This is a genomic window from Fodinibius sp. GM21 (genome assembly GCF_058386955.1).
In genome coordinates this window covers 97,797-121,432 of the sequence record NZ_JBYEIQ010000001.1, presented here as the reverse complement: position 1 = coordinate 121,432, position 23,636 = coordinate 97,797, and the positions used below count along the sequence as shown (strand labels likewise).

Annotated in this window: 23 protein-coding genes and 1 tRNA gene; 12 read left to right on the top strand and 12 right to left on the bottom strand. The window is 45.6% G+C overall.

Translation table 11 applies throughout. The features are described from left to right. Positions 1 to 327: 327 nt before the first annotated feature. Positions 328 to 1,350, bottom strand: a complete 1,023-nt coding sequence (locus tag ACT3IB_RS00545) for a LacI family DNA-binding transcriptional regulator (RefSeq protein ID WP_491537063.1) — start codon at positions 1,348 to 1,350, stop codon at positions 328 to 330. A gap of 656 nt (positions 1,351 to 2,006) precedes the next feature. Here ACT3IB_RS00545 and ACT3IB_RS00540 point away from each other — a divergent pair. From ACT3IB_RS00540 to ACT3IB_RS00520, 5 genes are all read left to right on the top strand, one after another. Beyond that, positions 2,007 to 4,022 (top strand): copper-translocating P-type ATPase, encoded by a 2,016-nt coding sequence (locus tag ACT3IB_RS00540; protein ID WP_491537062.1) that lies wholly within the window; start codon positions 2,007 to 2,009, stop codon positions 4,020 to 4,022. 10 nt (positions 4,023 to 4,032) lie between these two features. Beyond that, complete coding sequence (locus tag ACT3IB_RS00535; protein WP_491537061.1) at positions 4,033 to 4,377, top strand: P-II family nitrogen regulator; 345 nt, start codon at positions 4,033 to 4,035, stop codon at positions 4,375 to 4,377. Positions 4,378 to 4,479: 102 nt separating this feature from the next. Next, complete coding sequence (locus tag ACT3IB_RS00530; RefSeq protein WP_491537060.1) at positions 4,480 to 4,962, top strand: hypothetical protein; 483 nt, start codon at positions 4,480 to 4,482, stop codon at positions 4,960 to 4,962. A 35-nt stretch (positions 4,963 to 4,997) separates the two neighbouring features. Then, positions 4,998 to 5,213 carry an SHOCT domain-containing protein gene (locus ACT3IB_RS00525; RefSeq protein WP_491537059.1) on the top strand — a complete coding sequence of 72 codons (216 nt, stop codon included), beginning with the start codon at positions 4,998 to 5,000 and terminating at the stop codon, positions 5,211 to 5,213. Positions 5,214 to 5,249: 36 nt separating this feature from the next. Continuing rightward, positions 5,250 to 5,882: a class I SAM-dependent methyltransferase gene (locus ACT3IB_RS00520; protein ID WP_491537058.1), complete on the top strand. Its 633-nt coding sequence runs from the start codon at positions 5,250 to 5,252 to the stop codon at positions 5,880 to 5,882. Here ACT3IB_RS00520 and ACT3IB_RS00515 read toward each other — a convergent pair. Together ACT3IB_RS00515 and ACT3IB_RS00510 are read right to left on the bottom strand one after the other, a co-directional pair. Then, positions 5,879 to 7,315, bottom strand: a complete 1,437-nt coding sequence (locus tag ACT3IB_RS00515; RefSeq protein ID WP_491537057.1) for a sensor histidine kinase — start codon at positions 7,313 to 7,315, stop codon at positions 5,879 to 5,881. The two genes, ACT3IB_RS00520 and ACT3IB_RS00515, sit on opposite strands and share 4 nt — an antisense overlap. Before the next feature lie 4 nt (positions 7,316 to 7,319). After that, positions 7,320 to 8,042, bottom strand: a complete 723-nt coding sequence (locus ACT3IB_RS00510; protein ID WP_491537056.1) for a response regulator transcription factor — start codon at positions 8,040 to 8,042, stop codon at positions 7,320 to 7,322. Between the two features lie 157 nt (positions 8,043 to 8,199). Between ACT3IB_RS00510 and ACT3IB_RS00505 the strand changes: the two genes are divergently transcribed. The 5 genes from ACT3IB_RS00505 (at position 8,200) to ACT3IB_RS00485 (ending at position 13,728) form a co-directional block, all read left to right on the top strand. After that, on the top strand, positions 8,200 to 10,008 hold the full coding sequence (locus tag ACT3IB_RS00505; protein WP_491537055.1) for a copper resistance system multicopper oxidase: 1,809 nt from the start codon (positions 8,200 to 8,202) through the stop codon (positions 10,006 to 10,008). After that, positions 9,971 to 11,026 carry a copper resistance protein B gene (locus tag ACT3IB_RS00500; protein WP_491537054.1) on the top strand — a complete coding sequence of 352 codons (1,056 nt, stop codon included), beginning with the start codon at positions 9,971 to 9,973 and terminating at the stop codon, positions 11,024 to 11,026. The genes ACT3IB_RS00505 and ACT3IB_RS00500 overlap by 38 nt, the downstream gene beginning before the upstream one ends. Before the next feature lie 49 nt (positions 11,027 to 11,075). Next, a complete protein-coding gene (locus ACT3IB_RS00495; RefSeq protein ID WP_491537053.1) occupies positions 11,076 to 11,297 on the top strand; it encodes an SHOCT domain-containing protein in 222 nt (73 codons plus the stop codon). Between the two features lie 127 nt (positions 11,298 to 11,424). Continuing rightward, positions 11,425 to 12,630 (top strand): permease, encoded by a 1,206-nt coding sequence (locus tag ACT3IB_RS00490; RefSeq protein WP_491537052.1) that lies wholly within the window; start codon positions 11,425 to 11,427, stop codon positions 12,628 to 12,630. Positions 12,631 to 12,648: 18 nt separating this feature from the next. Then, complete coding sequence (locus ACT3IB_RS00485) at positions 12,649 to 13,728, top strand: DUF2231 domain-containing protein (RefSeq protein ID WP_491537051.1); 1,080 nt, start codon at positions 12,649 to 12,651, stop codon at positions 13,726 to 13,728. A gap of 90 nt (positions 13,729 to 13,818) precedes the next feature. Here the strand turns inward: ACT3IB_RS00485 and ACT3IB_RS00480 are convergent. The 7 genes from ACT3IB_RS00480 to ccsA all read right to left on the bottom strand — a co-directional run bounded on the left by ACT3IB_RS00480 (position 13,819) and on the right by ccsA (position 19,347). Continuing rightward, positions 13,819 to 13,890: transfer RNA gene (locus tag ACT3IB_RS00480), tRNA-Asn, on the bottom strand. A gap of 92 nt (positions 13,891 to 13,982) precedes the next feature. Next, a complete protein-coding gene (gene truA, locus ACT3IB_RS00475) occupies positions 13,983 to 14,711 on the bottom strand; it encodes a tRNA pseudouridine(38-40) synthase TruA (RefSeq protein WP_491537050.1) in 729 nt (242 codons plus the stop codon). Between the two features lie 3 nt (positions 14,712 to 14,714). Continuing rightward, the gene (locus ACT3IB_RS00470) at positions 14,715 to 15,362 is read right to left on the bottom strand and encodes a hypothetical protein (RefSeq protein WP_491537049.1); all 648 of its coding nucleotides are present in this window, start codon (positions 15,360 to 15,362) and stop codon (positions 14,715 to 14,717) included. Positions 15,363 to 15,512: 150 nt separating this feature from the next. Then, on the bottom strand, positions 15,513 to 18,005 hold the full coding sequence (locus tag ACT3IB_RS00465; RefSeq protein ID WP_491537048.1) for a heme lyase CcmF/NrfE family subunit: 2,493 nt from the start codon (positions 18,003 to 18,005) through the stop codon (positions 15,513 to 15,515). A gap of 6 nt (positions 18,006 to 18,011) precedes the next feature. Next, complete coding sequence (locus ACT3IB_RS00460; protein WP_491537047.1) at positions 18,012 to 18,413, bottom strand: cytochrome c maturation protein CcmE domain-containing protein; 402 nt, start codon at positions 18,411 to 18,413, stop codon at positions 18,012 to 18,014. After that, a complete protein-coding gene (locus tag ACT3IB_RS00455) occupies positions 18,410 to 18,682 on the bottom strand; it encodes a CcmD family protein (RefSeq protein ID WP_491537046.1) in 273 nt (90 codons plus the stop codon). Before ACT3IB_RS00455 ends, ACT3IB_RS00460 begins: the two co-directional genes overlap by 4 nt. Next, positions 18,679 to 19,347: a cytochrome c biogenesis protein CcsA gene (gene ccsA / locus ACT3IB_RS00450; protein WP_491537045.1), complete on the bottom strand. Its 669-nt coding sequence runs from the start codon at positions 19,345 to 19,347 to the stop codon at positions 18,679 to 18,681. The genes ACT3IB_RS00455 and ccsA overlap by 4 nt, the downstream gene beginning before the upstream one ends. A 156-nt stretch (positions 19,348 to 19,503) precedes the next feature. On the opposite strand from ccsA, the gene ACT3IB_RS00445 reads away from it, so the two are divergent. Beyond that, positions 19,504 to 20,031 (top strand): PH domain-containing protein, encoded by a 528-nt coding sequence (locus ACT3IB_RS00445; RefSeq protein ID WP_491537044.1) that lies wholly within the window; start codon positions 19,504 to 19,506, stop codon positions 20,029 to 20,031. 191 nt (positions 20,032 to 20,222) lie between these two features. Then, a complete protein-coding gene (locus tag ACT3IB_RS00440) occupies positions 20,223 to 21,518 on the top strand; it encodes a PQQ-dependent sugar dehydrogenase (protein WP_491537043.1) in 1,296 nt (431 codons plus the stop codon). Between the two features lie 302 nt (positions 21,519 to 21,820). On the opposite strand, the gene ACT3IB_RS00435 is transcribed toward ACT3IB_RS00440, so the two are convergent. Both ACT3IB_RS00435 and dut read right to left on the bottom strand, forming a co-directional pair. Further along, positions 21,821 to 23,107: an MFS transporter gene (locus ACT3IB_RS00435; protein WP_491537042.1), complete on the bottom strand. Its 1,287-nt coding sequence runs from the start codon at positions 23,105 to 23,107 to the stop codon at positions 21,821 to 21,823. 82 nt (positions 23,108 to 23,189) lie between these two features. Beyond that, positions 23,190 to 23,633 (bottom strand): dUTP diphosphatase, encoded by a 444-nt coding sequence (gene dut, locus ACT3IB_RS00430; RefSeq protein WP_491537041.1) that lies wholly within the window; start codon positions 23,631 to 23,633, stop codon positions 23,190 to 23,192. Positions 23,634 to 23,636 lie beyond the last annotated feature (3 nt).

Genomic DNA, 23,636 nt, shown 5'->3' with positions numbered 1-23,636 from the left:
CTATCTGTTGATAACCGCATATCCTCGTGGATTTGGGCTAATTTTCATCAAAATGTAATCGGTTACATTCCACCGCAAAAAAATTACCTCAACACAATTAGTTTATTACCTGCTGATGCAAAGTAACCGCTCTTCAATATGTAAACGATTACATCAAATTGTCAAAGTAATTTTTCTGGTAATTCGTTACAATTTAAAAACAGGCCTAATGTATTGATATGGAAGGTTTTAAACGATAGGCTGAGATATAATTCCCAATTATACCCTTAATCTTATGTAATCGTTTTCATAAAATTGTGCGTAAGTGTGTTTGGCTTGCTTGATAGGTTACCCTACTGGATCTCCACAAGATTCCCTAACAATCAGTTCAGGCTGCAATACCGTATTAGAGATGGGGCGATTGGGGTTAGACAGTCGCTTTAATAACAGTTCTACCGCGGTGGCACCAAGCTCATATCCCGGCTGACGTACGGCGGTAAGTGGTGGATTTAGTGCTGTTGCCCACGACATATCATCAAAGCCGATAATCGCAATACCCTCGGGCACCTGTACCTTCTGGCGGTAAAGCTCTTCATAAATTCCAAGGGTCATTAGATTATTCGTGGAAAATATTGCTGTTGGTGGCCTGGCTCCTTTTAATAGATAACGTACTCCCTCAACGCCCCCTTTTTCTTTAGAGTTACCGTGAAAAATAAGTGCGTTATCAACCGGTATATTTTTTTCGGCAAGAGCTTTTTTATACCCATCGAGCCGTTCCTCAGTCGTTGAAATACCCTTAATACCACATACAATCCCTATTTGCCGGTGCCCTAGCTCTAGCAATCTATTTACCGCCAGATAGGCCCCCTGAGTATTATCTACTGAAACCTTGTCCACATCGAAACCGTCCAGGTGCCGGTCCACCGTAACCAACGGAATGGTCTGTTTCACCGTGTTTAAAAATTCCTTGTTCCCATTGGTGGGGGCAATAACCAATCCTGCCACCTTTTCAGAAAGCAATGTTTCAAGATAGAACCGTTCTTTCTTGGGATCCTCATCCGTATTACATACAATAACTCCGTTTTCGTTTTCATAAGCCACATCCCCCACACCTCGAGAAATATCAGAAAAAAACGGGTTTTGCATATCGGTCACTACTAACCCCAGGACTTTCGACTGGGCTCCCTTGGCACGAAGTCTGCTGGCCACACGGTTGGGACGATAATCCAGCTTTTTGGCCGCCTCTAATACCTTTTCGGTGGTATCTTTATTCACCCGTGCCGATCCACTGAATACCCTTGAAACCGTTGCCGTTGATACATCGGCCTCTCTTGCTACATCTTCTACCGTATATTTTTGACTATCTCCCATCTCTAAACCAAAATATATTTAAAATGACCTTAAAATATACATAGAATGTAATCGATTTCATTAAGTAATTTAATTTATTTTGTGTCACTTTATCTCCGTAAACCTGGGGTAAACCATCACGATTGAAATACATTATTTAGCCAATACCTCAGCTGGTATAAAAGACCGGCACAAAATAAAAAAGGCTTCACCTATACAAATGATATACGGAAAGTCTTTCCCCTACAATAGCGTATCGGAGTCCTGAGACAGGTCTGAAAGGAAATGAGTACAAAATTGGCTATCAAAAACTGCTCAATTTGTACCCCAATTTTGATGATGCGAACCAAAATTTTCATACAAAATCTGTGAACCCCAAACCATCAAAGAAGAAGAAAAAGAAACGGAAAAGTTGGGCTGAACAACACAAAATTTATCAAGAATTGCTTGATTCAGGAGAGGTAAAAAACCAAGCTGAAATAGCTTGAAAATTTGGTGTTCGTCGGGCCTGGGTTTCGGAGGTGCTGTCATAATAATCTCTAATCAATTTCTTTAATCTTTTATCGGTAAAATTCAGAGAATATTTAAGCTTAGTTTAAGCTACTTTTCCTATAATACCTCAAATCAATGCCCAGCAATCTATTAGTTACCATAATAAATAGCTTAAGGATAGTATTATGGAACATTCTCAACGAAACATGGAACACGATCATAAAAAGGAAGGGCATTCCGGCGGGCATGCTGAACATCATGCCCATATGGCCCAGGATTTCTTGAAGCGGTTTTGGATATCCATTGCCCTAACCATTCCTATCCTGATTCTTTCTCACATGATTCAGGGGTTCTTGGGATTAGGAGATACCCTCCAGTTTACCGGTGATACCTATATCTCATTCGTCCTTTCCAGCATCGTGTTCTTTTATGGTGGGTGGCCATTTTTGAAAGGCCTCTACGACGAGGTAAGTGATCGCCAGCCCGGAATGATGACCCTGATCGGTGTTGCCATTACGGCCGCTTACGTATATAGCACTCTCGTAGTCTTTGCGGTAGAAGGACAGGTTTTCTTCTGGGAGCTGGCTACGCTGGTGGATATCATGCTGATCGGTCATTATATCGAGATGAAATCCGTAATGAGCGCTTCCCGAGCCCTGGAAGAACTGGCTAAGCTCATGCCGTCGGAAACGCACGTAATTCAAGAAGACGGTTCCATCAAAGACGTCCCACTTGAGGAGTTGCAAAAGGGATATAAAGTGTTGGTAAAACCCGGTGAAAAGATTCCGGCCGATGGAATGGTTATTGACGGTGAGTCATCAGTTAATGAATCACTGATGACCGGAGAATCTAAGCCCGTGTCCAAACAAAAAGACGATGAAGTCATCGGGGGATCTATCAATGGAGAAGGATCTCTTACGATTGAAATTAACCGGACGGGTGAAGACTCCTTTCTCTCCCAGGTCATTGAACTTGTACGGCAAGCCCAAGAAAGCAAATCTCGCACACAAGATTTGGCCAATCGCGCCGCATTTTGGCTGACCATTATTGCGTTAGGTGCCGGTGCGCTCACCTTCTTTGCATGGACGTTCTTCACCACTGAAGATTTTGTATTCGCCCTGGAACGTACCGTTACGGTGATGGTGATTGCCTGTCCGCATGCGCTGGGACTGGCCGTACCACTGGTCGTAGCCGTTTCCACCAGCCTGGCCGCCCAGAATGGATTCCTGATCCGCAACCGTACCGCCTTTGAAGAAGCCCGTAATCTCGGAGCTGTCATCTTCGATAAAACGGGAACACTGACCCACGGTGAGTTTGGCGTAACAGATGTCCTGACATTCAATGGCTTCGACGATAAAGAGCAACTGTTGAGCCTGGCCGGCTCGCTGGAGCAAAACTCTGAACATCCTATTGCCCGTGGCATCGTGAAAGCTACTGACGGGTTGATGAAAGTAGAGGATTTCAACTCTATCACTGGGAAGGGGATTGAAGGGCGCGTAGATGGCAAACAGATTAAAGTGGTAAGTCCCGGCTACCTGCGTGAACACAATATCGATTTGCCTGGCGACCAATACGAACAGCTTTCCAGTCAGGGGAAAACCGTCGTGTTTGTCATTATTGACGACCAGCTCCAGGGAGCTATCGCCCTTGGTGATAATATCCGGGAAGATTCCCGCGAGGCTATTCAAAGCCTCCACGACATGGGTATCCAGTGTATTATGCTCACCGGCGATAACCGGCAAACAGCCGCCTATGTGGCCAACGAGCTCGGACTGGATGATTTCTTTGCCGAGGTATTGCCCGAAGAAAAAGCAGCGAAAATTAAAGAAGTACAACAGCGCAGACTCAAAGTAGCCATGACCGGCGACGGTGTGAATGACGCTCCCGCCCTGGCGCAGGCTGATGTGGGTATTGCTATCGGGGCCGGATCTGATGTGGCTGTGGAGACAGGAGATATCATCCTTACCCGAAGTAATCCCAAAGATGTAGCGTCATTAATCGCGCTTGCAAAAGCGACCTACAAGAAAATGGTGCAAAACCTGTGGTGGGCTACGGGATACAACGCCTTTGCGATACCATTGGCTGCAGGGGTTTTATACACTTATGGCATTATTCTGAGCCCCGCCCTTGGCGCTGTGCTCATGTCACTCAGTACCGTAATCGTGGCTATTAATGCGCGGTTCCTTAAAATAGAACGCTAAATCCGAGGTTATGATGAAATTAGTCAAAGCATATATCAGATCTATGGTGCTTGAGGATGTGTACACGGAGCTTCGAGATAATGGCCATACGTCTATGACCATCTTTGAGGGCGAAGGAACAGGCCGATATACTGATCCGAAGAAAAAGCATGGCTCCCTCAGTTTTCCCGCAATGCATACCCATGTTGTAAAATTGGAAATAGCAGCAGAATCAGAGGATACCGAATCAATTATTCAAACGATCCAAAAACACGCCCATACCGGACGGAAAGGAGACGGTATCATTTATGTCATACCCATTGAACAAGCAATCCGCATACGAGATGGCCAACAAGGATCAAATATTCTTAATTAACGGTAATAATTTAAGGTTACTTTAAGTAACCCCTCATTATATTGGGCATAAATAAGTTCAACTATTGTTAATTTAATAAAACGAACATTCAAGGTGGTTACTATGAAACGTTTAATGCTTACCCTCTCAATTGCTCTTTTAATGGCCGGAACAACCATTGCCCAGCAAAAGCAAGGTGATATGAACAAAAAGAAACAGCAAATGCAGGAGATGATGCAAGATTCCTCCATGCGTGCCATGATGATGGAACACATGGCTCAGAACCCCCAAATGCGCCGACAAATGATGCAGCAGATGATGGGTTCGATGAACATGGACAGTACCATGATGATGGGCAATATGCAGCAAATGATGAATAATCCTCAGATGAAGGAGCGCATGCAAAAACACATGAACATGATGCAGTCTATGATGCAGGATGGAGAAATGGATCGCTCAAAAATGATGGAGATGATGGGCGATTCATCCATGATGAAAATGCATATGACATGTATCCAGATGATGCAGGGAGATATGATGGATCAAAAAGGAATGATGAACAAAGAATCAAAGAAAGGAAATAAACATCAACAGCATCATAATTAAATGATGCAATAGTTTTGACCAAAAAAATCATTGTCATGTTTTACGATCATCACTTTATCGGAATGCATTGGGCCTGGTGGGTTATTATAACTTTGGTAATAGTATTGGTCATATTCAATATTTTGCCCTATCGCTACTCTTCTTCTGAATCCTGTGAAGATCCTCTGGATATTTTAAAAAAACGATTTGCACGGGGAGAAATAGAACGAGAAGAATTTGAGGAACGAAAACACATTATTGAAGAAAATTAAATCCTACTGAGGTTAATTCTGTAAGAAAACCTGCTTATGACTCAGAGAGGTCAACAACACACGCGCAGCCGGTATGATTTAATTGCCCCTCTTTATAATGTTATGGAGTGGCCCATTGAGCAGCTTTTTTTCAAGCGTTGGCGAAAGGAACTTTGGGGTAAAATAACGGGACCAAAGGTGCTTGAAATTGGGGTCGGGACCGGCAAAAACATTCCCTTTTATCCTGAAGATATTGAAGTTACGGCCATTGACCTTTCTCCGGGCATGCTTAAACGGGCCAAACAACTATTGGCTAAAAATCAGCAAGCCCGTGTTTCACTTAAAGAGATGGATGCCCAGCAGATGGATTTCCCTGATGATACCTTTGATGATGTGATTGCTACCTTTGTCTTTTGTTCGGTTCCCGATCCGGTTTTGGGATTAAAGGAAGCCCTGCGCGTGACCAAGCCCGGTGGCAAGCTGCATCTGTTGGAACACATGCGTGCTCATTCCCCTGTATTAGCTTCTGCAATGGATAAACTGGATAGTCCTATTCATTATCTAAGTGGCGTACATATAGCTCGCAGGACAGTTTCAAATGTTGAAAAGGCGGGATGGGATATTGAAGCCGTACAGGATTTAACATCAGGTGGTATTGTTAAACGGATTGAGGCTACAAAACCTCATTAACTTTTGGCTTCCTCTATCAAAGGTAATTCAACGACGAATGTACTCCCCTCCCCTTTGCCGTCGCTATATGCCCGAATCTTACCTCCATATAACTTGACAATCGCCTTTACCAACGGTAATCCCAATCCACTGCCGGGGCGTTCCTGGACATCCTGCTCATTAGCCCGATAGAATCGTTCAAACAAATGCTTCTGCGTTTCCTGGTCAAATCCAATACCCGTATCACTTAAATGAATGACTGCTTTGCCACTCGATTGTTGTAGCTGTAAGTCAATAGCTCCACCTTCGGGAGTATATTTCAATGCATTCTCCAACAGATTGTTGATGACCTCCTCAATATAAGCCCCATGTGCTCGAACATATAAATCCGGGTTGATATTTATATTCACAGAAATATCTTTTTCGTTCACCTTCTGCCGATAGTTATCGGCCACTAATTCGATAATGCGGCTGATATTGACAATTTCCGGCTCAGAACGGTGCACCGATTCTACTCTTGACAACTGAAGCAACAGATGTACCATCTCACTCATGCGACGGGTCTCTACCAGCATCCGCTGGATGGTTTCCCGGTACTCTTCTTTTGAGCGCGGCTTGCGCAGCATAATCTCCGCATCACTTTGCAAGGATGACAGTGGCGTCATGAGTTCATGGGCCGCATCCGAGGTAAAACGTTTTTCCCGCTCGAATCCTTTTTGCAGTCGATTCAGCATCATATTGAAGGTCTCTGCCAGGTCGGTCAGCTCATCTTTCACCTGGTAATTGACCGGAATACGTTTATCCAAATCGGTAGCTGTGATTGATTTGGCTGCGTCATTGATAGCGGCCACCGGCGTAAGTGCCCTTCTGGAAAGCCAGTATCCCCCGAGTATAGAGAACGCTACGCTTATGGCAATTAGAACCAACAAATATCGCCTGAATCGACTTAGCTCTTCGTGCAAGGTCCATTCGAAACCGGTCACTTCCAGCCAACCGCAAAACGTTCCGCCGGAGTCATGGATCGGGTAGAAAAGCGTTCGTGCCGGCAGATCCTGCCACTGGCTACTAAAGGAATACTCGTCCGTCTCATCGGGGATCTCCGTGTCCAGTGGCTGATCGACATCGGTAAAGTTCGGACTCCGGTAAATAAGTTGCCCTTCCTGATTGTATAGCCGCACGTAGGTCCCGTATTCGACGCCGCTTTTAAGGGCCGCATTGCGACTATATCCTGACAAATCAATAGCCAGCGTATCTTCGGTGGTATTGACATGGGGAAGCAGTTGTTCGGCCTCAAACCGCAGATGGCGATCATAGTTATGATGGATCGACTGATGAAACGATTCATATAAAAAATAGCCGAAGGCACTTAGCATGATAAACAAACTCAACCCATACCAAAATGCCAATTTTTTAGAGATCGAGAGCCGATCAAAAAAGCTTGTTATGCTACTCACAATGCTACTCATTGTTGTTAATTAGGTCACTATGTAGTCGATACCCTGCACCCCGAATCGTTTCAATCACCTGAGAATGATCCTCCAAGAATGCTTTCCCGCACTCTTCAAACGATTCGGCCAACTTCTGGCGCAGTGTTGAAATTGTAGCTTCAATGGTGTTATCGCTCACGTGGTAGGCTGAGCCCCAGACCCGCTCGGCTAATTGCGTTTTGGAAAACACCGTTTCCGGTTCTCCAAGCAACAGTTCCAACAGAATAAATTCTTTGGGCCTGAGCGAACGCTTAATGCCGCATACTTTTACCCAGTGCTTACGTGCATCCAACTCGATTGGGCCTACCGAAACCACTTCATCGTTCTGCATCTCCGAAGATCGTCGTCCCAATGCCCGAACGCGGGCCAGCAGCTCTTCAAATGAAAACGGCTTGCCCATATAATCATCGGCCCCGGCATCCAACCCAGACACTTTATGATCCAGATCCCCCAGGGCCGTTAGCATGAGAACGGGGAAGGTTCGCTCTTCCGCGCGCCAATGCTCCAGAATTTGTTTGCCGTCGCGATGGGGCAGCCGCCAGTCCAGGATCACCAAATCGTAATCATTCACCAGTCCCTGCAGCTCAGCTTCCTCTCCGTTGTGCATCACCTCCACTACATGCCCCTCTTCTTCCAGTCCACGCTTAAGAGAGCTGGCAAGTTGTTTTTCGTCTTCGACCAATAATATCCACATACCACAGTCTTTCTGATTATTTGAATAACGACCCAAAGATAAAAGATGCTTACCAATAATGTTTTAAGCTTGATTTAAGGTTCGGTTTGTATGTTACGGTTCGATATTTGGAAACCAACGCTTTAGCTAATTGAAAAACAATAGGTTACGCTGATTTATGAGTGACTATAACAATAATGGTATGAATCGCCGCACCTTTCTCCGATATGCTGGCTCCCTGGCAGCTTTTGCCGGGGCAAGTGCAGTATTACCGGGCTACGCGTTAGCGGGCTTCGGCAGTGAGAAACGAGAAGTGTTAACTCCCAAAGGCCCCGACAATGTTATTGATCTGACCATCGGCAAAATGGCACACCAGATCGATGGAAAAAGCGGCGAAGCCATAGGTATAAACGGTTCAGTGCCGGGACCCTTAATCCGCCTGCAGGAAGGACAAGACGTAATGCTTCGAGTAACCAACGAGCTGGATGATACGACTTCCATCCACTGGCACGGCATCCTGTTGCCTTTCCAAATGGATGGCGTACCCGGCGTCAGCTTTGACGGCATCGCCCCCGGAGAAACCTTCAAATACCGCTACCCGGTGCGGCAGAGCGGTACCTACTGGTATCACAGTCACTCCGGCCTGCAAGAACAGCTCGGTCACTACGGACCCATGATTATCGATCCGGCCGATGAAGATCCGGTCGAATACGACCGTGAATACCCGATTGTACTTTCCGACTGGACGTTCGAAGATCCTCACGATGTGTTAGCCAACAACATCAAAATGGAGGGCTATTACAACTACCAGAAGCGAGATCTTGGAGAGTTTTTCAATGATGTTAAAAAGAACGGTCTTGGCGACACCATTAAAGACTATGCCATGTTCGGCAATATGCGGATGAGCGCCACGGATCTGTTGGACGTCACCGGTGCGACCTATACGTATCTGATGAATGGACGTGGTCCCAATTCCAACTGGAACGCCTTGTTCCAAAAAGGTGAAAAAGTGCGCCTGCGATTTATCAATGCTTCTGCTGGAACCACGGCCTTTGATGTTCGCATTCCCGGCCTGGAGATGACGGTGATAGCCGCCGACGGCCAAAATGTAGAGCCGGTACCCATCGAGGAGTTCCGGATCGGTATTGCCGAAACCTATGATGTAATTGTAGAACCCAAAGAAGAAAAACCGTATACCATTTTTGCTGAATCCCTCGACCGTAGCGGCTATGCCCGCGGCACGCTGGCCCCGCGCGAAGGGATGGAAGCCCCGGTGCCGGACCTTCGTCCCCGTCCCAAACGCAGTATGAGAGACATGGGCATGATGATGGCTATGGGGGACATGGATATGGAAGGTGATGACATGGAGAACATGGATCATGGCGATATGAACCACGGAGATATGGATATGTCCAAAGACTCCAAATTCCCCGTCAAACACGGTCCCGACAAGCACGGACCGGGCGCAGCGGCCGTTGCCCAAAACCAGTTTGACCGGCTCGATGAACCCGGTATTGGTCTTGGCAACGACGGACGAAAAGTACTGGTCTATAACGATCTAAAAAGCCTGCGTCCCAATAAAGACACCCGCGATGCCCAGCGTGAAGTAGAACTGCACCTGACCGGGAACATGGAACGCTACATGTGGTCATTTGACGGCGAGCAGTTTCATGAAGTGGATGGTCCTATTGAATTTGCCCACAACGAGCGACTCCGGCTCACGCTGGTCAACGATACGATGATGGAACACCCCATTCACCTGCACGGCATGTGGATGGAGCTGGAAAACGGAAACGGGCAATACAATCCCCGCCAGCATACTCTGTTGGTACAACCGGCCCAGCGGATTTCGGCACTCATCACGCCGCGCGACAAAGGGCGCTGGGCTTTCCACTGCCACATCCTCTACCACATGGAACGCGGCATGTTTCGCGTGGTCCAGGTGGCCGATGAAGACGGCAGCATCTACGGACAGGACTATTCATAGACACGTATTTATAACCAATGACCTCAAACAATCTAAAAGAAACCCATTTATTCGAAATCTCAATCCTCCTGTCCTCCTTCTTCAAGGAGGAACACCTGAATTACAATTTAGCCAAGTTGCTACAAGGCCACTATTAGTCCCTCTTGGAGAAGAGGGATTTAGGGAGATTGACCCACAGTTTAATCCAATAATCCATTTTGGATCAAAGAAATTTTATAAACGAATTTTATCTGACATACAAAATTGCACCATAATGACCATGATTAAACGCACCTCATCATTCATTCTCACTATCTTAGCGATCATCATAATCACCGGCAGCTCGGCCTTTGCCCAAAAAGCACCTGAGTTCAGCAACGACTTGATGATGGACGATAAAACCTACGTCTATCTGATTGCTGAAAAGTTGGAATACCGCAGTGTTAGCGGCGTCAATCCCCTGATGTGGGAGGTTCAAGGGTATGTAGGCAAAGATCTGAACAAATTTTGGTTCAAATCTCACGGCGAAGCGCTAACCACAGAGAGCGAAGCCGAAATGGAATTCCAGGGGCTCTACAGTCGGGCCATTGGTCCTTACTTTGACATTCAGGGAGGAATCAGATACGACCTGGCCTATGAAGGTGGGGGCAACAAGTCCCGAGGTTTTGCGGTAATTGGCCTGCAAGGCATGGCCCCCTACTTCTTCCACGTTGATGGCGGTATGTTTGTCAGCGAGGACGGTGATATTTCTGTCTCATTGGAAGCGGAGTATGACCTGCTATTTACGCAGCGACTGATCGGTCAGCCTATTTTCGAAACCAGTGTGGCCCTGCAGGATGTTCCGGAATGGGGCGTCGGGTCCGGATTCCAGAATATCGGGCTCGGCTTTCGGCTTCGCTATGAGTTTGCGCGGGAATTTGCCCCCTACATCGGCATCAACTGGGAACGCAAGCTGGGCGAAACTGCCGATATGGCTCGCGCGGACGGCGGGCATGTGAGTAATCTGAGTTTGCTCGGCGGCGTTCGCATGTGGTTTTAATGGTTGATTCTACTTTAATTAATATTAAACAACACAGTGGTGAGATCTTATGCATGATTTCAATTTCTTTGGAGGCGGATGGATGATGGTTATCTGGTGGTTTTTAATTATCGCGCTGGTCATAGTTGCTGTCCGGGCCGTAATGAACTCTGGTCCATCCAGTCAGAGTCAGCCTAAAGAAACACCCATGGAAATCCTTAAACGCCGGTATGCTGAGGGCGAAATTGATGAAGAGGAATTTAATAAGAGAAAAAATGAATTACTTAAGTGATTTTAACTGATATAGTTATTTATTAATCAAGTACTTTAATATCCCATTATAATCTAATACCATGCGCCCGGTTTGAACGACTGGGGGTATGCATTTGAAAGCAAAAAGTTAGCAACCATTAGTACTCATGGATTTTTTAAGTCTATATGGCGAATCAGCAAAAACAGCGCTTGGTTTTTTCTGGAAAGCCGGCTGGGCTTTTGTGCTGGGCTATTTTGTCAGCGGGATGATCCAGGCCTTTGTCCCCAAAAAAGAGCTTACCAAATATATGGGAGAAGCTGATTTCAAAAGCATTTCACTGTCCACTTTCTTTGGCGCGGCCTCCTCATCCTGCTCGTTTGCCGCCCTGGCAGCGGCCCGTTCCCTGGTCAAAAAAGGAGCACACTTTATAGCGGCCGTAGCGTTTATGTTTGCTTCCACCAATCTGGTTATTGAGCTTGGTATTCTGATCCTCATCTTTCTTGGATGGCAATTCCTGGCCGCTGAACTTATTGGCGGACTTGTCCTTATTGCCATTAGCAGCCTGCTCATCAAATGGACCTATCCCGAAAGCTGGCTGGAGGCCGCCCGCGAAAAAGTGGAACAGGATGACGACGGACTGACCGAAGATTTTGACTGGAAAAAGCGCATCAAAAGTAAGGAAGGATGGCAACTGGTGGGACATAAATTTGTCAACGATTGGAAGATGGCCTGGGAGGATATCCTGATCGGTTTTACCATTGCTGGATTTGTGGCCGTGCTGGTCCCCGAATCGTTCTGGGCAAGCCTGTTTCTGACCGAAGCCCAGCACCTGCCGGGCTGGCTGGTAACGCTTGAGAACGCTTTAGTTGCTCCCTTTGTAGCCGCTGCTACCTTTATCGGTTCTATGGGTAACATACCACTGGCGACGGTGCTCAATCAAAACGGAGTGCTGTTTGCCGGTATCATGGGCTTTATCTATTCTGATCTGATGGTACCGCCGCTGGTCCACATTAATGCCAAATACTACGGCTGGCGGGTGGCCCTGTATATTGCCGGAATCATGTTTGTCAGCATTGTTCTTACGGCCTTGATCCTAAACGGACTCTTCTCGTTTCTGGGTATCGTCCCGGAAAGCAGGCGGGGCGTATCGGAGATCACGCAATTCAAAATTGACTATACCTTCTGGATGAATCTCATTTTTATCTGGATAGCCGGCATACTTATCTGGCTGCACAAAAAGTATATGCAAACCCATGAAATGAAGATGATGGACATGGAGGGTGGTGGTAAAATCAAGAAAATTGCTGTTTCCATATTTATTATCATTAATGTTTTAGGAATATCCGCATTCGCTTATACGCAACTGTTATAATTAATAGAAACTCTTGTTATGGAATTAATTCCCGAATGGGCCCCCAACATTCACCCGATCCTTGTTCATTTCCCAATAGCCATTATTCTGCTGGCAGTGTTGATGGATTTGCTAAACTTCTTTCTACCCGATAACTGGTGGGATGACCTGAAAACAACAATTCTTTACGGGTTTGGCGCTGTTTCGGCTATTGCCGCTTACTATACGGGGACCCTTGCGGCTGATAGCGTGTTTCTGCCGTCTGAAGCGCAATCAGTCTTAAACGACCATAGCGACTGGGCCCTCTGGACGGTATGGTTCTTTGGGATATATGCTGTGTTGCGAATTCTGCTCCACTGGTATCAAAGGATGGATCAAAAAGCGATCAGAATTGGGCTGTTTGTCCTTGCCCTGCCTGGGGTGTTCTTCCTCTATGAAACCGGCGATAACGGAGCTGAACTGGTATTTGGTTATGGAGCGGGTACCGGTCAGTTGTTACAACAGGAGGAAAGCACTTCTGTCGCAACCGACAGCCTGACAGTTGAAACAGGTACTACCTTCACCGTTCAGGAAAACGGCAATTGGTCATGGGATATGGGGTCCAATGCGGTGAGCACACTGCTCAAAAACTTCCTCTGGCTGGAAGGCTCTATTCAAGATCTGCAGCCCACTGTAGTTAAAAGTGGTGATAACTACCTGCTGCAATTGAGCGGAGACTCCCTGACGAATTTCTTTACCGGCCATAACTCATTCCAAAATGTGCAGGTCGATTACTACCTGGACCTGTCTGATTTTGAGGGAGATATTTCGCTCGTCAACCACGTGCAGGATGCCCAAAACTATGATTTTGTGACGCTCTCTTCCGATGGCACTATTTCACAAGGACGTGTCAGCGAGGGCAACCGTAAAGTCTTTGCCGAAGAATCCTACTCTGCGTCGGGCATGCTGTTTATTCGTACTGTGGGCAACGGCACTCACTTCCGGGCCTGTACCAACAAAGAGATGGTCGTCCATGGTCACGGGAATGCCCCCGAGGCGGGCAGTGTGGGACTAAAACTTGATGGAACTGGAACCGTGATTATTGATGCAATCGAATTTACTAACCTAACAGAAGACTGACCTAATTTATTGGGAAATTCAGCATAAATGGCTGAAAAAAGGCCGGCACAAAATAAAAAAGGCTTCACCTATAAAGATGAAGCCTTTTTGCTCCCCGGGTAGGATTCGAACCTACGACCCATCGGTTAACAGCCGATTGCTCTGCCGCTGAGCTACCGAGGAATGTAACTCGTTTAAATATCTTTCAACCGTTTCAAAGAGAGCACAAATATAATAGATTTAGGTAACCCGAGTCAAGAATTTTTTTAGCTTTTTTAGTAGGTAACTTTTTCCAGAATAAGCCCCTGCGCAGCGGCTCCATGGGCGTTCTTATTTTTGCTGGGTTTATCAATCATATCTTCAAACTCTTTGACCATTCTGCTGCCCTTTCCCACCTCGATCATGGTTCCCACCAACCTCCGCACCATGTGACGAACAAACCGATTGGCTTCGATATGGTAACAAAGTTGGTAACCGTTTTCAGTAAATGACGATTCGGTTACTTCACAAATCGAATCTGGGGTTTCGTTATCCGGCTTTGTAAAGCTGTCGAAATTATATGTCCCCTCCACCTTTTGTGCACAATAGTGCATCGCCTCCAGGTCCAGCTCATCGAGCACCATTTCAGAAACCGACCGCAGCAATGGAGCCGGACGTCGAACAATTTGATACCGGTAACGACGCGCAGTTGCATCAAAACGAGCATGAAAATCATTCCCAACCTGCTGCATATCCCAGACGGCGATATCGTGCGGTAATACCCCCAGCAATGCATACAGGATTTTATCCGGATCTAACTCATTGGGAAAATCAAAATGGGCCACCTGCCCTTCGGCATGCACTCCGCTGTCTGTACGTCCCTGTCCAATCACATCAACAGGTTGAGTCAAGATTCTGGATAATGCTGACTCAATTTCCTCTTCAACAGTATTACTATTGGGTTGTTTCTGCCAGCCGCTGTACCGGGTCCCATCAAATTCTATCAAAATCTTATATCGAGGCATTCGCTAAAATTTTATCCTTAGATTAGCTATCAGTCCGCCAGTGTAATTATAAGGAGATAAAAAAAGCGAACTGCTAACGGTTGAATTCTGCTTCTTTTGGGCACGATTATATGCACTAATACCACTGATTACACGATTGACAATCATCAATCCCAGTAGCGCAGGTAACTGTTGATCAATACGCTCGAATCGTCTGCGCAGATCGCCGTATTTCTGTCGCTCAGCACTGTTCGACCACTGCCATCGGTTTTCTGGCACATCATCAAAAAGCTGATCCCAATTTCGGCTGCGAGCCTGATAGTCGTTGTAGGATTCCAGGCTATTAAAATCCTCAACGGCCAATTGAAACTGCCGGCTTCGCCCCTCAATTGGAACGCCCGCATGCTGACGCCCATAAGAGTACCAGTTTTGCTGCAAATTATTTGAGTGGATGGAAAACCCTACATAACTGAGAATCAGAACCGCATCCGCAACGAGATGATACTGTCCGCGCTGCCAATTCTTTTGATCTACATAATAATGCCCCCAACCTGGCACGGCCAGTGATTTTAGAAATGCTACCTTGGGATCGGGCTGATTTGATGTGGGTTGACAAACTACTTCCACCGTGGATACCAAAAATAAAAGTATGAGTGAAAGCAGTTGTTTCATTATCTAATGATATCCATTTACACCCTGTCATCCTGAACATGTTACAGGATCTCGTGTAACAAAAGATATTGTCATGATACTCAATCCGGTTAAAGTTCGTACTGTAAAAAGATCCCGGGTCGGAGTCCGGGATAACACAGTCCTTTGAACCTACCCCTTCTTCCGTTCTCTATCCCAATGTCGGAAAATAGAAATGCTAAATCCAGCCATCAGTAAAAAGGTACCCAGCCAAACAACAGAAATAAACGGTTTTTCTTCAGCAACAAGCAACACCCACTGCTCTTCTACCTGGGTATCGATACCGCGTATTTTGAGATCGATGCCTCCATTAGAGGGGTCTACGCTGGTAAATTGGATACTCGCATCCTCATAACCGGGTATGGAGATAGGCGGTGCATAAGTCCAATTTTCGCCCTCCTTCACATAAATAGAAAATAATGGTCGCAATGGCACCGAAGAATCACTGCCCCGCTGGGTCAACGTTAAATTAGCACGAATAGCTACAATGGTACTGTCCTGCAATTGCTGATTATCAACTTCAACATAATCATCAAAGCTGAGATCAAATTCTCCCACTTTTATGGTTTCACCGCGCTCAATGCTTACTTCCTGCACTTGTACTGAATCCTCTTCTGCAGATGCATTATTGCCCCTTCGCTTTGCTGCAGCTTCTTTGGCTTCCTCGTTTCTTCGCTCTACAAATGAACTTCCCGCTACGTATAGATAAATATCACTCATCAAACCGGTGCCTACATCCGGATCAACTGACCATTGGATATCAGACTGGGAAGAAGATGACAACATCGGATACACCTGGGGGTTTAATACAAACTGCTCTCCATTATCATTGGCAGGCTCAAACTTAATGCGATATTCCTGTTGTCCGGGACGTTCCTGGTTTTTGAGCGTATACCCCTCGTAAGTAACCTTATAACGGTCATCAATAATCTTTGGCTGATTTAACTTTAGTTCCAGGAAATCTACCTTTTGCGTCTTCTGGAATCCCTGTTCATCGGTTACTTCCCCCCGTTCAATGGCTGCATTGTATTTCTTTACGGAATCATCCAACAACATTTCGTTATAGGCCGATGAAGCCAATATTCCAAGCAGAAGAACACCAAAACCAACATGACTTAGTGTCCCACCTATTAGTAATGGTTTTTTGCGAACGAGACGGTACATGATCACTGAGTTGCCAATTACTGCTAACCAAGCAGCTAACAGAAATACCATGTAATATAAATTTCGGACGTCCCCAATAATAATAGTTGCCAAAGTTAAAACACACGAAACAGCAACCGGCCATAACAGATCGGCCGCCAGCGATTCGGCGTCTTGACGTTTCCAGAATAAAAACTGCCCCAATACCGTCATAATTGCAGCAATTATAGCCAGCGGCATCGTCCATTCGTTATAAAAACTGACTTCGGGCGGAGTAGGATTCTCCACAAACAAGCGACCAATAATCGGTGAGCTGGTCCCCAATATTATGACAAGCCCGATCAAGAATAGTACCATTGCCCCAGCAAAAGTCATGAACTCGCGACTCAAAAATTTGGACTCTTTCTGCTGAGAGGGCAACTCTTTGTATCGATAGAAAAACAGCCCCAAACCAATAATGGTGACCGCTCCCATAAATACTACTAACTGACTATATAATCCCAAATCTACGAAGCTGTGTACGGAAGAATCAGCCAGTATACCCGATCGCGTCAAAAAGGTCTCGTAAACAATAGCTACGTAAGCCAATATCGCAAAAATGATGGAAGCTTTTTGCGAGGTCGAGCTTTTGCGCTGAATAATCATGGTATGGATACCTGCCGTACCTAACAGCCATGGTACGAAGGAGGCATTTTCAACGGGATCCCAGGCCCAGTATCCACCAAACGAAAGCGTGACATATGCCCAGTATCCACCAAGAAAGATCGCTGTCAAAAGGGCTACATTAGCCGCCAGAGTCCATGGCAGTGCGGGGCCAACCCACTCATTATACTTGCGCTTCCAAAGGGCAGCCATGGCAAAACAATACGGAACAGTCATCATTGCAAATCCCACAAATAGAATGGGCGGATGAATCATCATCCAAGGACTTTTGAGCAGATCGTTCAGTCCTTTGCCGTCCTTCGGCACAAAATCAGGGTTGGACTGCAAGAATGGGGCGTTGGGCATGGCCTCAGCCAGCGAGCGAAATGGAGAAGCTCCCAGCTGAAAATCACCAATTGAGATACCTGATACCATTGACAGTAAGAAAACCTGTGTGAGTGTCAAGAAGAAGAGCACCGGCCCGCGGTATGGTTTTCGTGTCCATTTCATAAGTCCCAGCCCAATGACAATAGAAAACAGAATCCAGATCATAAAACTACCTTCCTGCCCTCCCCAAAAAGCTGATATCAGGTATTTAAGCTGTAGATCACTGCTGGTATAGTTATAGACGTAATAGAAATTAAACTGGTGCGTAAGGATGATATACAGCAGCAAGCCCGATGCAATCAACAGGAAAACGCCCTGTATACCGAACAGCCAATTCGATATTTTAAAGTACTTATCCCTATCGTTCCGGGCGTAAACAAAGTATCCAATGGCCGCCAGGATTGCGCTCACAAATGCGGCATTGACGAAAAGGTTTCCTAAAAATCCAATCATGAAATGTTAACTCTTTGAGGGCATTGCTCTTTGAAATTCAGCTTCATCGGCATTGTTATATTTAGATGGGCATTTCATCAACATATCGTTGGCATAAAAAACCCCGTTCTGCATCTCACCGATTACGACCAACTGATCAGCCTCTTCGAAATTGTTCGGCTTGGGCTTGGGATACACAACCCGACGAACGTTACCGTCCTCATCTTCCATATAAAAGGAAAACTGTTTGGTTTCCATCGAAAATCCATAATCTTGGGAGTCATCCCATTGACCTACCACATGGGCACCTTCCATTCCCGCGGCCTGTTCAAAATTCACATACGTGCTTATACTGTTTCCGAAATTATACATCAACAGTGATGTAAATCCGACAATAGCAATGATTCCAATGATCAGTTTAGGTTTCATGACGTTCCTTCTACGTTAGACTTTTCAATTTCTTCTTCCAGTTTATTCACTTTTTTATCTACACGGATAATAAAAAACAGAAGCACAAACCAAATAATAAGGCTCACGCCCAATACAATAAAGATGAGGTCGTAGGAAGCCACCGTTTGAATTAACGGACTTGCCTGATCCAATCCGGCAGTGCCGTCCCACTTCGGGGAATAACTTTCTGTCAATGTATCAACGGCAGCAACGGTATCTTCTTGTGCCTGAATAGGTATAAATTTCATGCTCGTTGTTGATCAGTTAAATGCTTTACAGTTTTGTAGCGATTCAGAATATCATTGAGCCAAATCGCCAGTCCAATAAATCCGATGACCGCAGGGTAAAAAATATAACGCAATTCAGGGGCCGTAATTTCGCTAAAGGCTGGATTTCCGTCCGCACCCGGATGCAAGCTCGGCAACTGACGCGGGATGACATACAGTAAAAAAGGAATAGTTGTCGCAGCAAATACATTGAACACAGCCGCAATCTTAGCTCGTTTCTCGGGATTATTGAACGCTGTACGCAATACAAAGTACGCTACATAAATCATCATTCCCAGCGCCGAAAGATTCATGCGCGGTTCGGCAAAAGTCCACCAGGTTCCCCACGTAAAGCGCGCCCAAATAGATCCGGTCAGCAATCCGCAAATCCCAAAAATTAGTCCTATCTGCGTTGCGGTTTCCGCTTTGCGATCAAATTTCATTATCGGGCTATTCAAATAACGGATACTGTAATAAAGTCCAGCTGCAAAACAGACCGACATGGTAAACCACATGGGTACATGCAAAAACAGATTGCGCGCCGATTCTTTAAGAATGGGGATGTCAGGAATGGGGATCAGAAAGCCGGCACTGATAACGACGGTCATCCAGACGGCAACAATATATTTCCAGGGTTTTAATCTCATGAACAAAAAAACTTACCTCTGTACGAGGCGGATGATTATGAAAGCCTGATAATATACGAAATCTGTTTTGGAAAAATTAGTCTTTTCGCCTTAGTCTTTCCGGAATTTTACCTAAGTTTACAACAGATCAATAAACTGGTATAAAGTTCAATTACTATGGCCAATCAACATTCAAACAGATCCATCACACTTCAGCCTAACTGGAAAAATCATCTGCTCGGATACACGCTTTCAGTACTATTTATTCCGCTCTTTGGAGTTGGATTTATAGGGCTTTACTGGGTGTATAAGAGACACAAAAAATACAGTTATAGCTTCAGCGACACGCAGATTTCTTCACGTGATGACAAATATCAGCGCAATCTTGATCTTGTGAATATTGAACATGTATCTGTGCAACAAAGTTGGCTTCAAAAGAAACTATCCGTTGGGAATATTGAACTTGAAACCACAGCCACTTCAATGACGCTTCGTGGTATGGCTGATCCGCTTGTGCTTAAGGATACCCTTGAAAAAGCGATCTCCGTCCAAAAAGAACGTCAAAAGAAAGAAGAACATACAAAGCCCCAACAGCCGGACCGCGATCCCGGCACCATGGAACGCATGGATTACCTGACGGGGTTATGGCAGCAGGGACTTGTTTCGGATGAAGATTTTGAAAAAGAGAGAAAGCATTTTGAGTAGCTCCAATATTGGTACCTATGAAAATTCATGGTGCTCTCAGGGTGGAATCTCGGACCTCATCAATCGTCCGAATTTTAACCGAAGGAATAATTATTTAGTTTTTGGATTTGAATATTTTTGTGATCATAGTTTTTTAATTGGAAAACGACATGTGCAGCAAATACAATAATTAATTAAAAAATCAGGGACTCATGTATAGAATAACTCATACTGGAATCATTTTAGGAGTAATCTTGGCACTAATGTCCTGCACTGCAGAGCCTGATACGGCAGGAAGTCAGCAGAAACTTGCCTATGATGAAAATAACGGTGGATTGGAACTTCCTGATGGGTTCCAAGCCGTAGTTGTTGCCGAAAATGTTGGCCCTGCCCGCCATATAACTGTCCGTGATAATGGAGATATTTATGTGGCACTGAGCGAAAAACAACAAGAAGGCGGCACAGCGGCACTGCGTGATACCGATGGCGATGGTGTGGCGGACCAAACGGAATATTTCGGAGAATATACAGGCACCGGTATTGATATCCGCGATGGCTATCTGTATCGAAGTTCGGATGTGGAAGTTTTTAGATATTCCCTTCCAAGTGAGGGTATTGTTCCCACTGGCCAGCCGGAAAAAATTATTACTGACCTGCCAGAGCAGAGCCAACACGCTGCCAAGTCATTTACCTTTGATCAAGCAGATAATATCTATGTGAACATTGGCGGCCCTTCCAATGCCTGCCAAGAAGAAATGCGATCTCCGGGATCACCGGGCCAGGACCCTTGTCCTCAGCTGGAACAACATGGCGGAATATGGCAGTTCTCCGCAACGCAAACCAAACAAACTCAACTGGAAGACGGACATCGATACGCAACCGGTATACGAAATGCTGTTGCACTCGAATGGAATAATGCCACCAACAAACTTTACCTTGTACAACACGGCCGTGATCAACTAAATGCGTTGTGGCCCGATCGTTTTAGCAAAAAAGAAAGTGTTCAACTTCCTGCTGAAGAGTTCTTTTCAGTTGAAGACGGCGATAACTTTGGCTGGCCATATACCTATTACGATCATTTTCAAGAAAAAAAAGTGCTGGCGCCTGAATACGGCGGTGACGGTAATGAAGTTGGACGGGCTGCGGATTTTGAAGATCCTATCTACGCATTTCCAGCTCACTGGGCGCCCAATGATTTACTTTTTTATAATGCAGATCAATTCCCGGAAAAATACAAAAATGGTGCCTTTGTGGCTTTCCACGGATCATGGAATCGAGCACCGGAAACACAAGAAGGATATCGTATTACCTTTCTGCCTTTTAATGGAGAAAACCCATCCGGTGAACATCAAACATTTGCAAACAATTTTGCCGGAACTGACAATATAGAATCTCCCGGTGATGCCGAATACAGACCTACGGGAGTAGCTATCGGCCCCGATGGATCACTTTACGTATCTGATTCGATTCAAGGAAAAATTTGGCGCATCGTTTATACCGGAAACTAATTATTCTATTATCCATAAGGGTTATATTGACCCTTATGGATTTCTTAATTGTGCTGAAAATTATGGGTTGCGATACACAATAAAATTAGTTGATCATAGCAATTCTCTGCCGGTGTTACTCCAGCAAATTAACACATAACCCAACGATCCGCCAAAATTGGTAAAGTTGCAGAAAACCGGATATAAAGAATCGAGTTTCTTCAAATTTTGATTCGTTTAATGTTCCAAGGGAAGAAGGACCTAAAATAAAATCATCAGATATATAGATATACCTGGAAAGTTGGTGATTTATTTATCAATACTTATGCCTTATTTGCTGTAGCATACTGTTCTTTTTGAGTACGCTCTGATTGATAGCTCTCCTCCTGCTGAGTAATTGTAAAATGCCAGATCATGCCTGCCACCGCCAGCCCCAACGCAAATACCACCATAGCCTGCTGAATACTAAGCCACCCGGTTTCGAGAATCCACGATGCTGTTAATACTGATGCCGATTGCGCCAGCGTGAACAACAGCCATTCCGTGCTAAAGATACGTCCCCGAAACGTATCGGGCGTGCGACGCTGCAGCAGCACGGTGCTCATTACCCAGTTTGCTCCGGACGCAGCATGGGCGATAAAAACAAAGAGTAACATTACCCCTAAGCTGGTCGACAACCCAACCACTGAATACATTAATCCGGCAAAAATCATACAAAAACCCATCGCCCGCACCCAACTACTTTCCTGGTTAAAAATGCGTCGCCCGACCACAGGACCAATGCCAGTACCTACTCCCCGAGCCGAATAAAGCAGTCCAAGCCCGACACTGCCCATCATCAGCACATCCTCAGAAACCAGAATAAGCATGTAGGTCAACGCTCCCAAGAACATCGTAAAACATCCCTTGGCCAAGGTGGGACGTAACACTTTGTGCGTGCGAAACAAGTACTGAAACCCCTCTTTTATTCCCGTTAGTGGATTGCGGGTTCGCTTACGCTCGGCCGCATCCATTTTCTTTTGCGGGATAACCGCTCGGTAAATAAACCATGCAGACAATAGATAACTACAAGCATTAATGATAAACACCAGATCGGTACCCAGCCATGCAGTTGCCAATCCCCCTATACCCATGCCGATAGTAAAAATAATGCTCCAGCTTGCTGCTGATAACACATTGGCATCTACCAACTCTTTTTCTGTGGTAACATTGGGGATAGACGATGTTTTTGCGGGCTCAAAAACAGCAGATAACATCATCTGCACTGCCGTTAATACATATGCCAGCCACAGGGTCTCATATGAGACTACCAGCAACAATCCCAGCACAATAACGCCGCGCAGCAGATCGCAAAGAATCATCAATTGCCGCCGGTCAAAACGGTCCGTAATATACCCTGCAAAGGGTGAAAAGCTGGCAAGGCTCATCATCTTTACGACAATAATCAGCCCCAGCAGAAATTCAGAATCGGAATATTTGGTGATAAGCGCATACACGGCCAATATTCCAAACCAATCCCCAAAATTGGATACAATCTGGCTTAGCCACAACCGACGATAGTTTTGGTTCTGTGATACTAACTCTATATATGGACGTATCTTATCGAGCATAATTCATTTCCTAAGCCACAGATTGACCCTGATTTAAAAAATTCAAATTCATCCGTAACAATCTGCTGTGCAGATCTGTGACCTATTCCACCCCCGTGCTGCCAAATCCGCCGTCGCCGCGATCAGTTTCAGAAAGGATTTTTACTTCACTTATCTCAGCCTGAATCACCGGCGCAATAACCATCTGGGCAATACGATCCCCGTGATTTATGGTAAAGACCTCGTCTCCCAGATTCACCGCCAACATTCTTAGCTCACCACGATAATCCGCATCAATGGTTCCGGGCGTATTCAGCATAGTGATACCATTTCTGTATGCCAATCCGCTGCGGGGACGTATCTGCGCCTCGTAACCCTGCGGCATGGACATCTTTAATCCCGATGGGATCAGCACACGTTCACCGGGCTGCAGGGTGATTGGTTCTTCAAGAGCGGCCCGAATATCCATTCCGGCTGCAAATTCTGATTCATACGAAGGGAGCGGTAAATCCTCGGCGTGAGATAATTTCTTAAACTGTATTTTCATTGG

What these genes read in the sequence shown, in the direction of transcription:
- ACT3IB_RS00545 (WP_491537063.1), bottom strand. Translation starts at nt 1,350, where the DNA reads ATGGGAGATAGTCAAAAATATACGGTAGAAGATGTAGCAAGAGAGGCC.
- ACT3IB_RS00540 (WP_491537062.1), top strand. Translation starts at nt 2,007, where the DNA reads ATGGAACATTCTCAACGAAACATGGAACACGATCATAAAAAGGAAGGG.
- ACT3IB_RS00535 (WP_491537061.1), top strand. Translation starts at nt 4,033, where the DNA reads ATGATGAAATTAGTCAAAGCATATATCAGATCTATGGTGCTTGAGGAT.
- ACT3IB_RS00530 (WP_491537060.1), top strand. Translation starts at nt 4,480, where the DNA reads ATGAAACGTTTAATGCTTACCCTCTCAATTGCTCTTTTAATGGCCGGA.
- ACT3IB_RS00525 (WP_491537059.1), top strand. Translation starts at nt 4,998, where the DNA reads ATGTTTTACGATCATCACTTTATCGGAATGCATTGGGCCTGGTGGGTT.
- ACT3IB_RS00520 (WP_491537058.1), top strand. Translation starts at nt 5,250, where the DNA reads ATGACTCAGAGAGGTCAACAACACACGCGCAGCCGGTATGATTTAATT.
- ACT3IB_RS00510 (WP_491537056.1), bottom strand. Translation starts at nt 8,042, where the DNA reads ATGTGGATATTATTGGTCGAAGACGAAAAACAACTTGCCAGCTCTCTT.
- ACT3IB_RS00505 (WP_491537055.1), top strand. Translation starts at nt 8,200, where the DNA reads ATGAGTGACTATAACAATAATGGTATGAATCGCCGCACCTTTCTCCGA.
- ACT3IB_RS00500 (WP_491537054.1), top strand. Translation starts at nt 9,971, where the DNA reads ATGAAGACGGCAGCATCTACGGACAGGACTATTCATAGACACGTATTT.
- ACT3IB_RS00495 (WP_491537053.1), top strand. Translation starts at nt 11,076, where the DNA reads ATGCATGATTTCAATTTCTTTGGAGGCGGATGGATGATGGTTATCTGG.
- ACT3IB_RS00490 (WP_491537052.1), top strand. Translation starts at nt 11,425, where the DNA reads ATGGATTTTTTAAGTCTATATGGCGAATCAGCAAAAACAGCGCTTGGT.
- ACT3IB_RS00485 (WP_491537051.1), top strand. Translation starts at nt 12,649, where the DNA reads ATGGAATTAATTCCCGAATGGGCCCCCAACATTCACCCGATCCTTGTT.
- truA (WP_491537050.1), bottom strand. Translation starts at nt 14,711, where the DNA reads ATGCCTCGATATAAGATTTTGATAGAATTTGATGGGACCCGGTACAGC.
- ACT3IB_RS00470 (WP_491537049.1), bottom strand. Translation starts at nt 15,362, where the DNA reads ATGAAACAACTGCTTTCACTCATACTTTTATTTTTGGTATCCACGGTG.
- ACT3IB_RS00465 (WP_491537048.1), bottom strand. Translation starts at nt 18,005, where the DNA reads ATGATTGGATTTTTAGGAAACCTTTTCGTCAATGCCGCATTTGTGAGC.
- ACT3IB_RS00460 (WP_491537047.1), bottom strand. Translation starts at nt 18,413, where the DNA reads ATGAAACCTAAACTGATCATTGGAATCATTGCTATTGTCGGATTTACA.
- ACT3IB_RS00455 (WP_491537046.1), bottom strand. Translation starts at nt 18,682, where the DNA reads ATGAAATTTATACCTATTCAGGCACAAGAAGATACCGTTGCTGCCGTT.
- ccsA (WP_491537045.1), bottom strand. Translation starts at nt 19,347, where the DNA reads ATGAGATTAAAACCCTGGAAATATATTGTTGCCGTCTGGATGACCGTC.
- ACT3IB_RS00445 (WP_491537044.1), top strand. Translation starts at nt 19,504, where the DNA reads ATGGCCAATCAACATTCAAACAGATCCATCACACTTCAGCCTAACTGG.
- ACT3IB_RS00440 (WP_491537043.1), top strand. Translation starts at nt 20,223, where the DNA reads ATGTATAGAATAACTCATACTGGAATCATTTTAGGAGTAATCTTGGCA.
- ACT3IB_RS00435 (WP_491537042.1), bottom strand. Translation starts at nt 23,107, where the DNA reads ATGCTCGATAAGATACGTCCATATATAGAGTTAGTATCACAGAACCAA.
- dut (WP_491537041.1), bottom strand. Translation starts at nt 23,633, where the DNA reads ATGAAAATACAGTTTAAGAAATTATCTCACGCCGAGGATTTACCGCTC.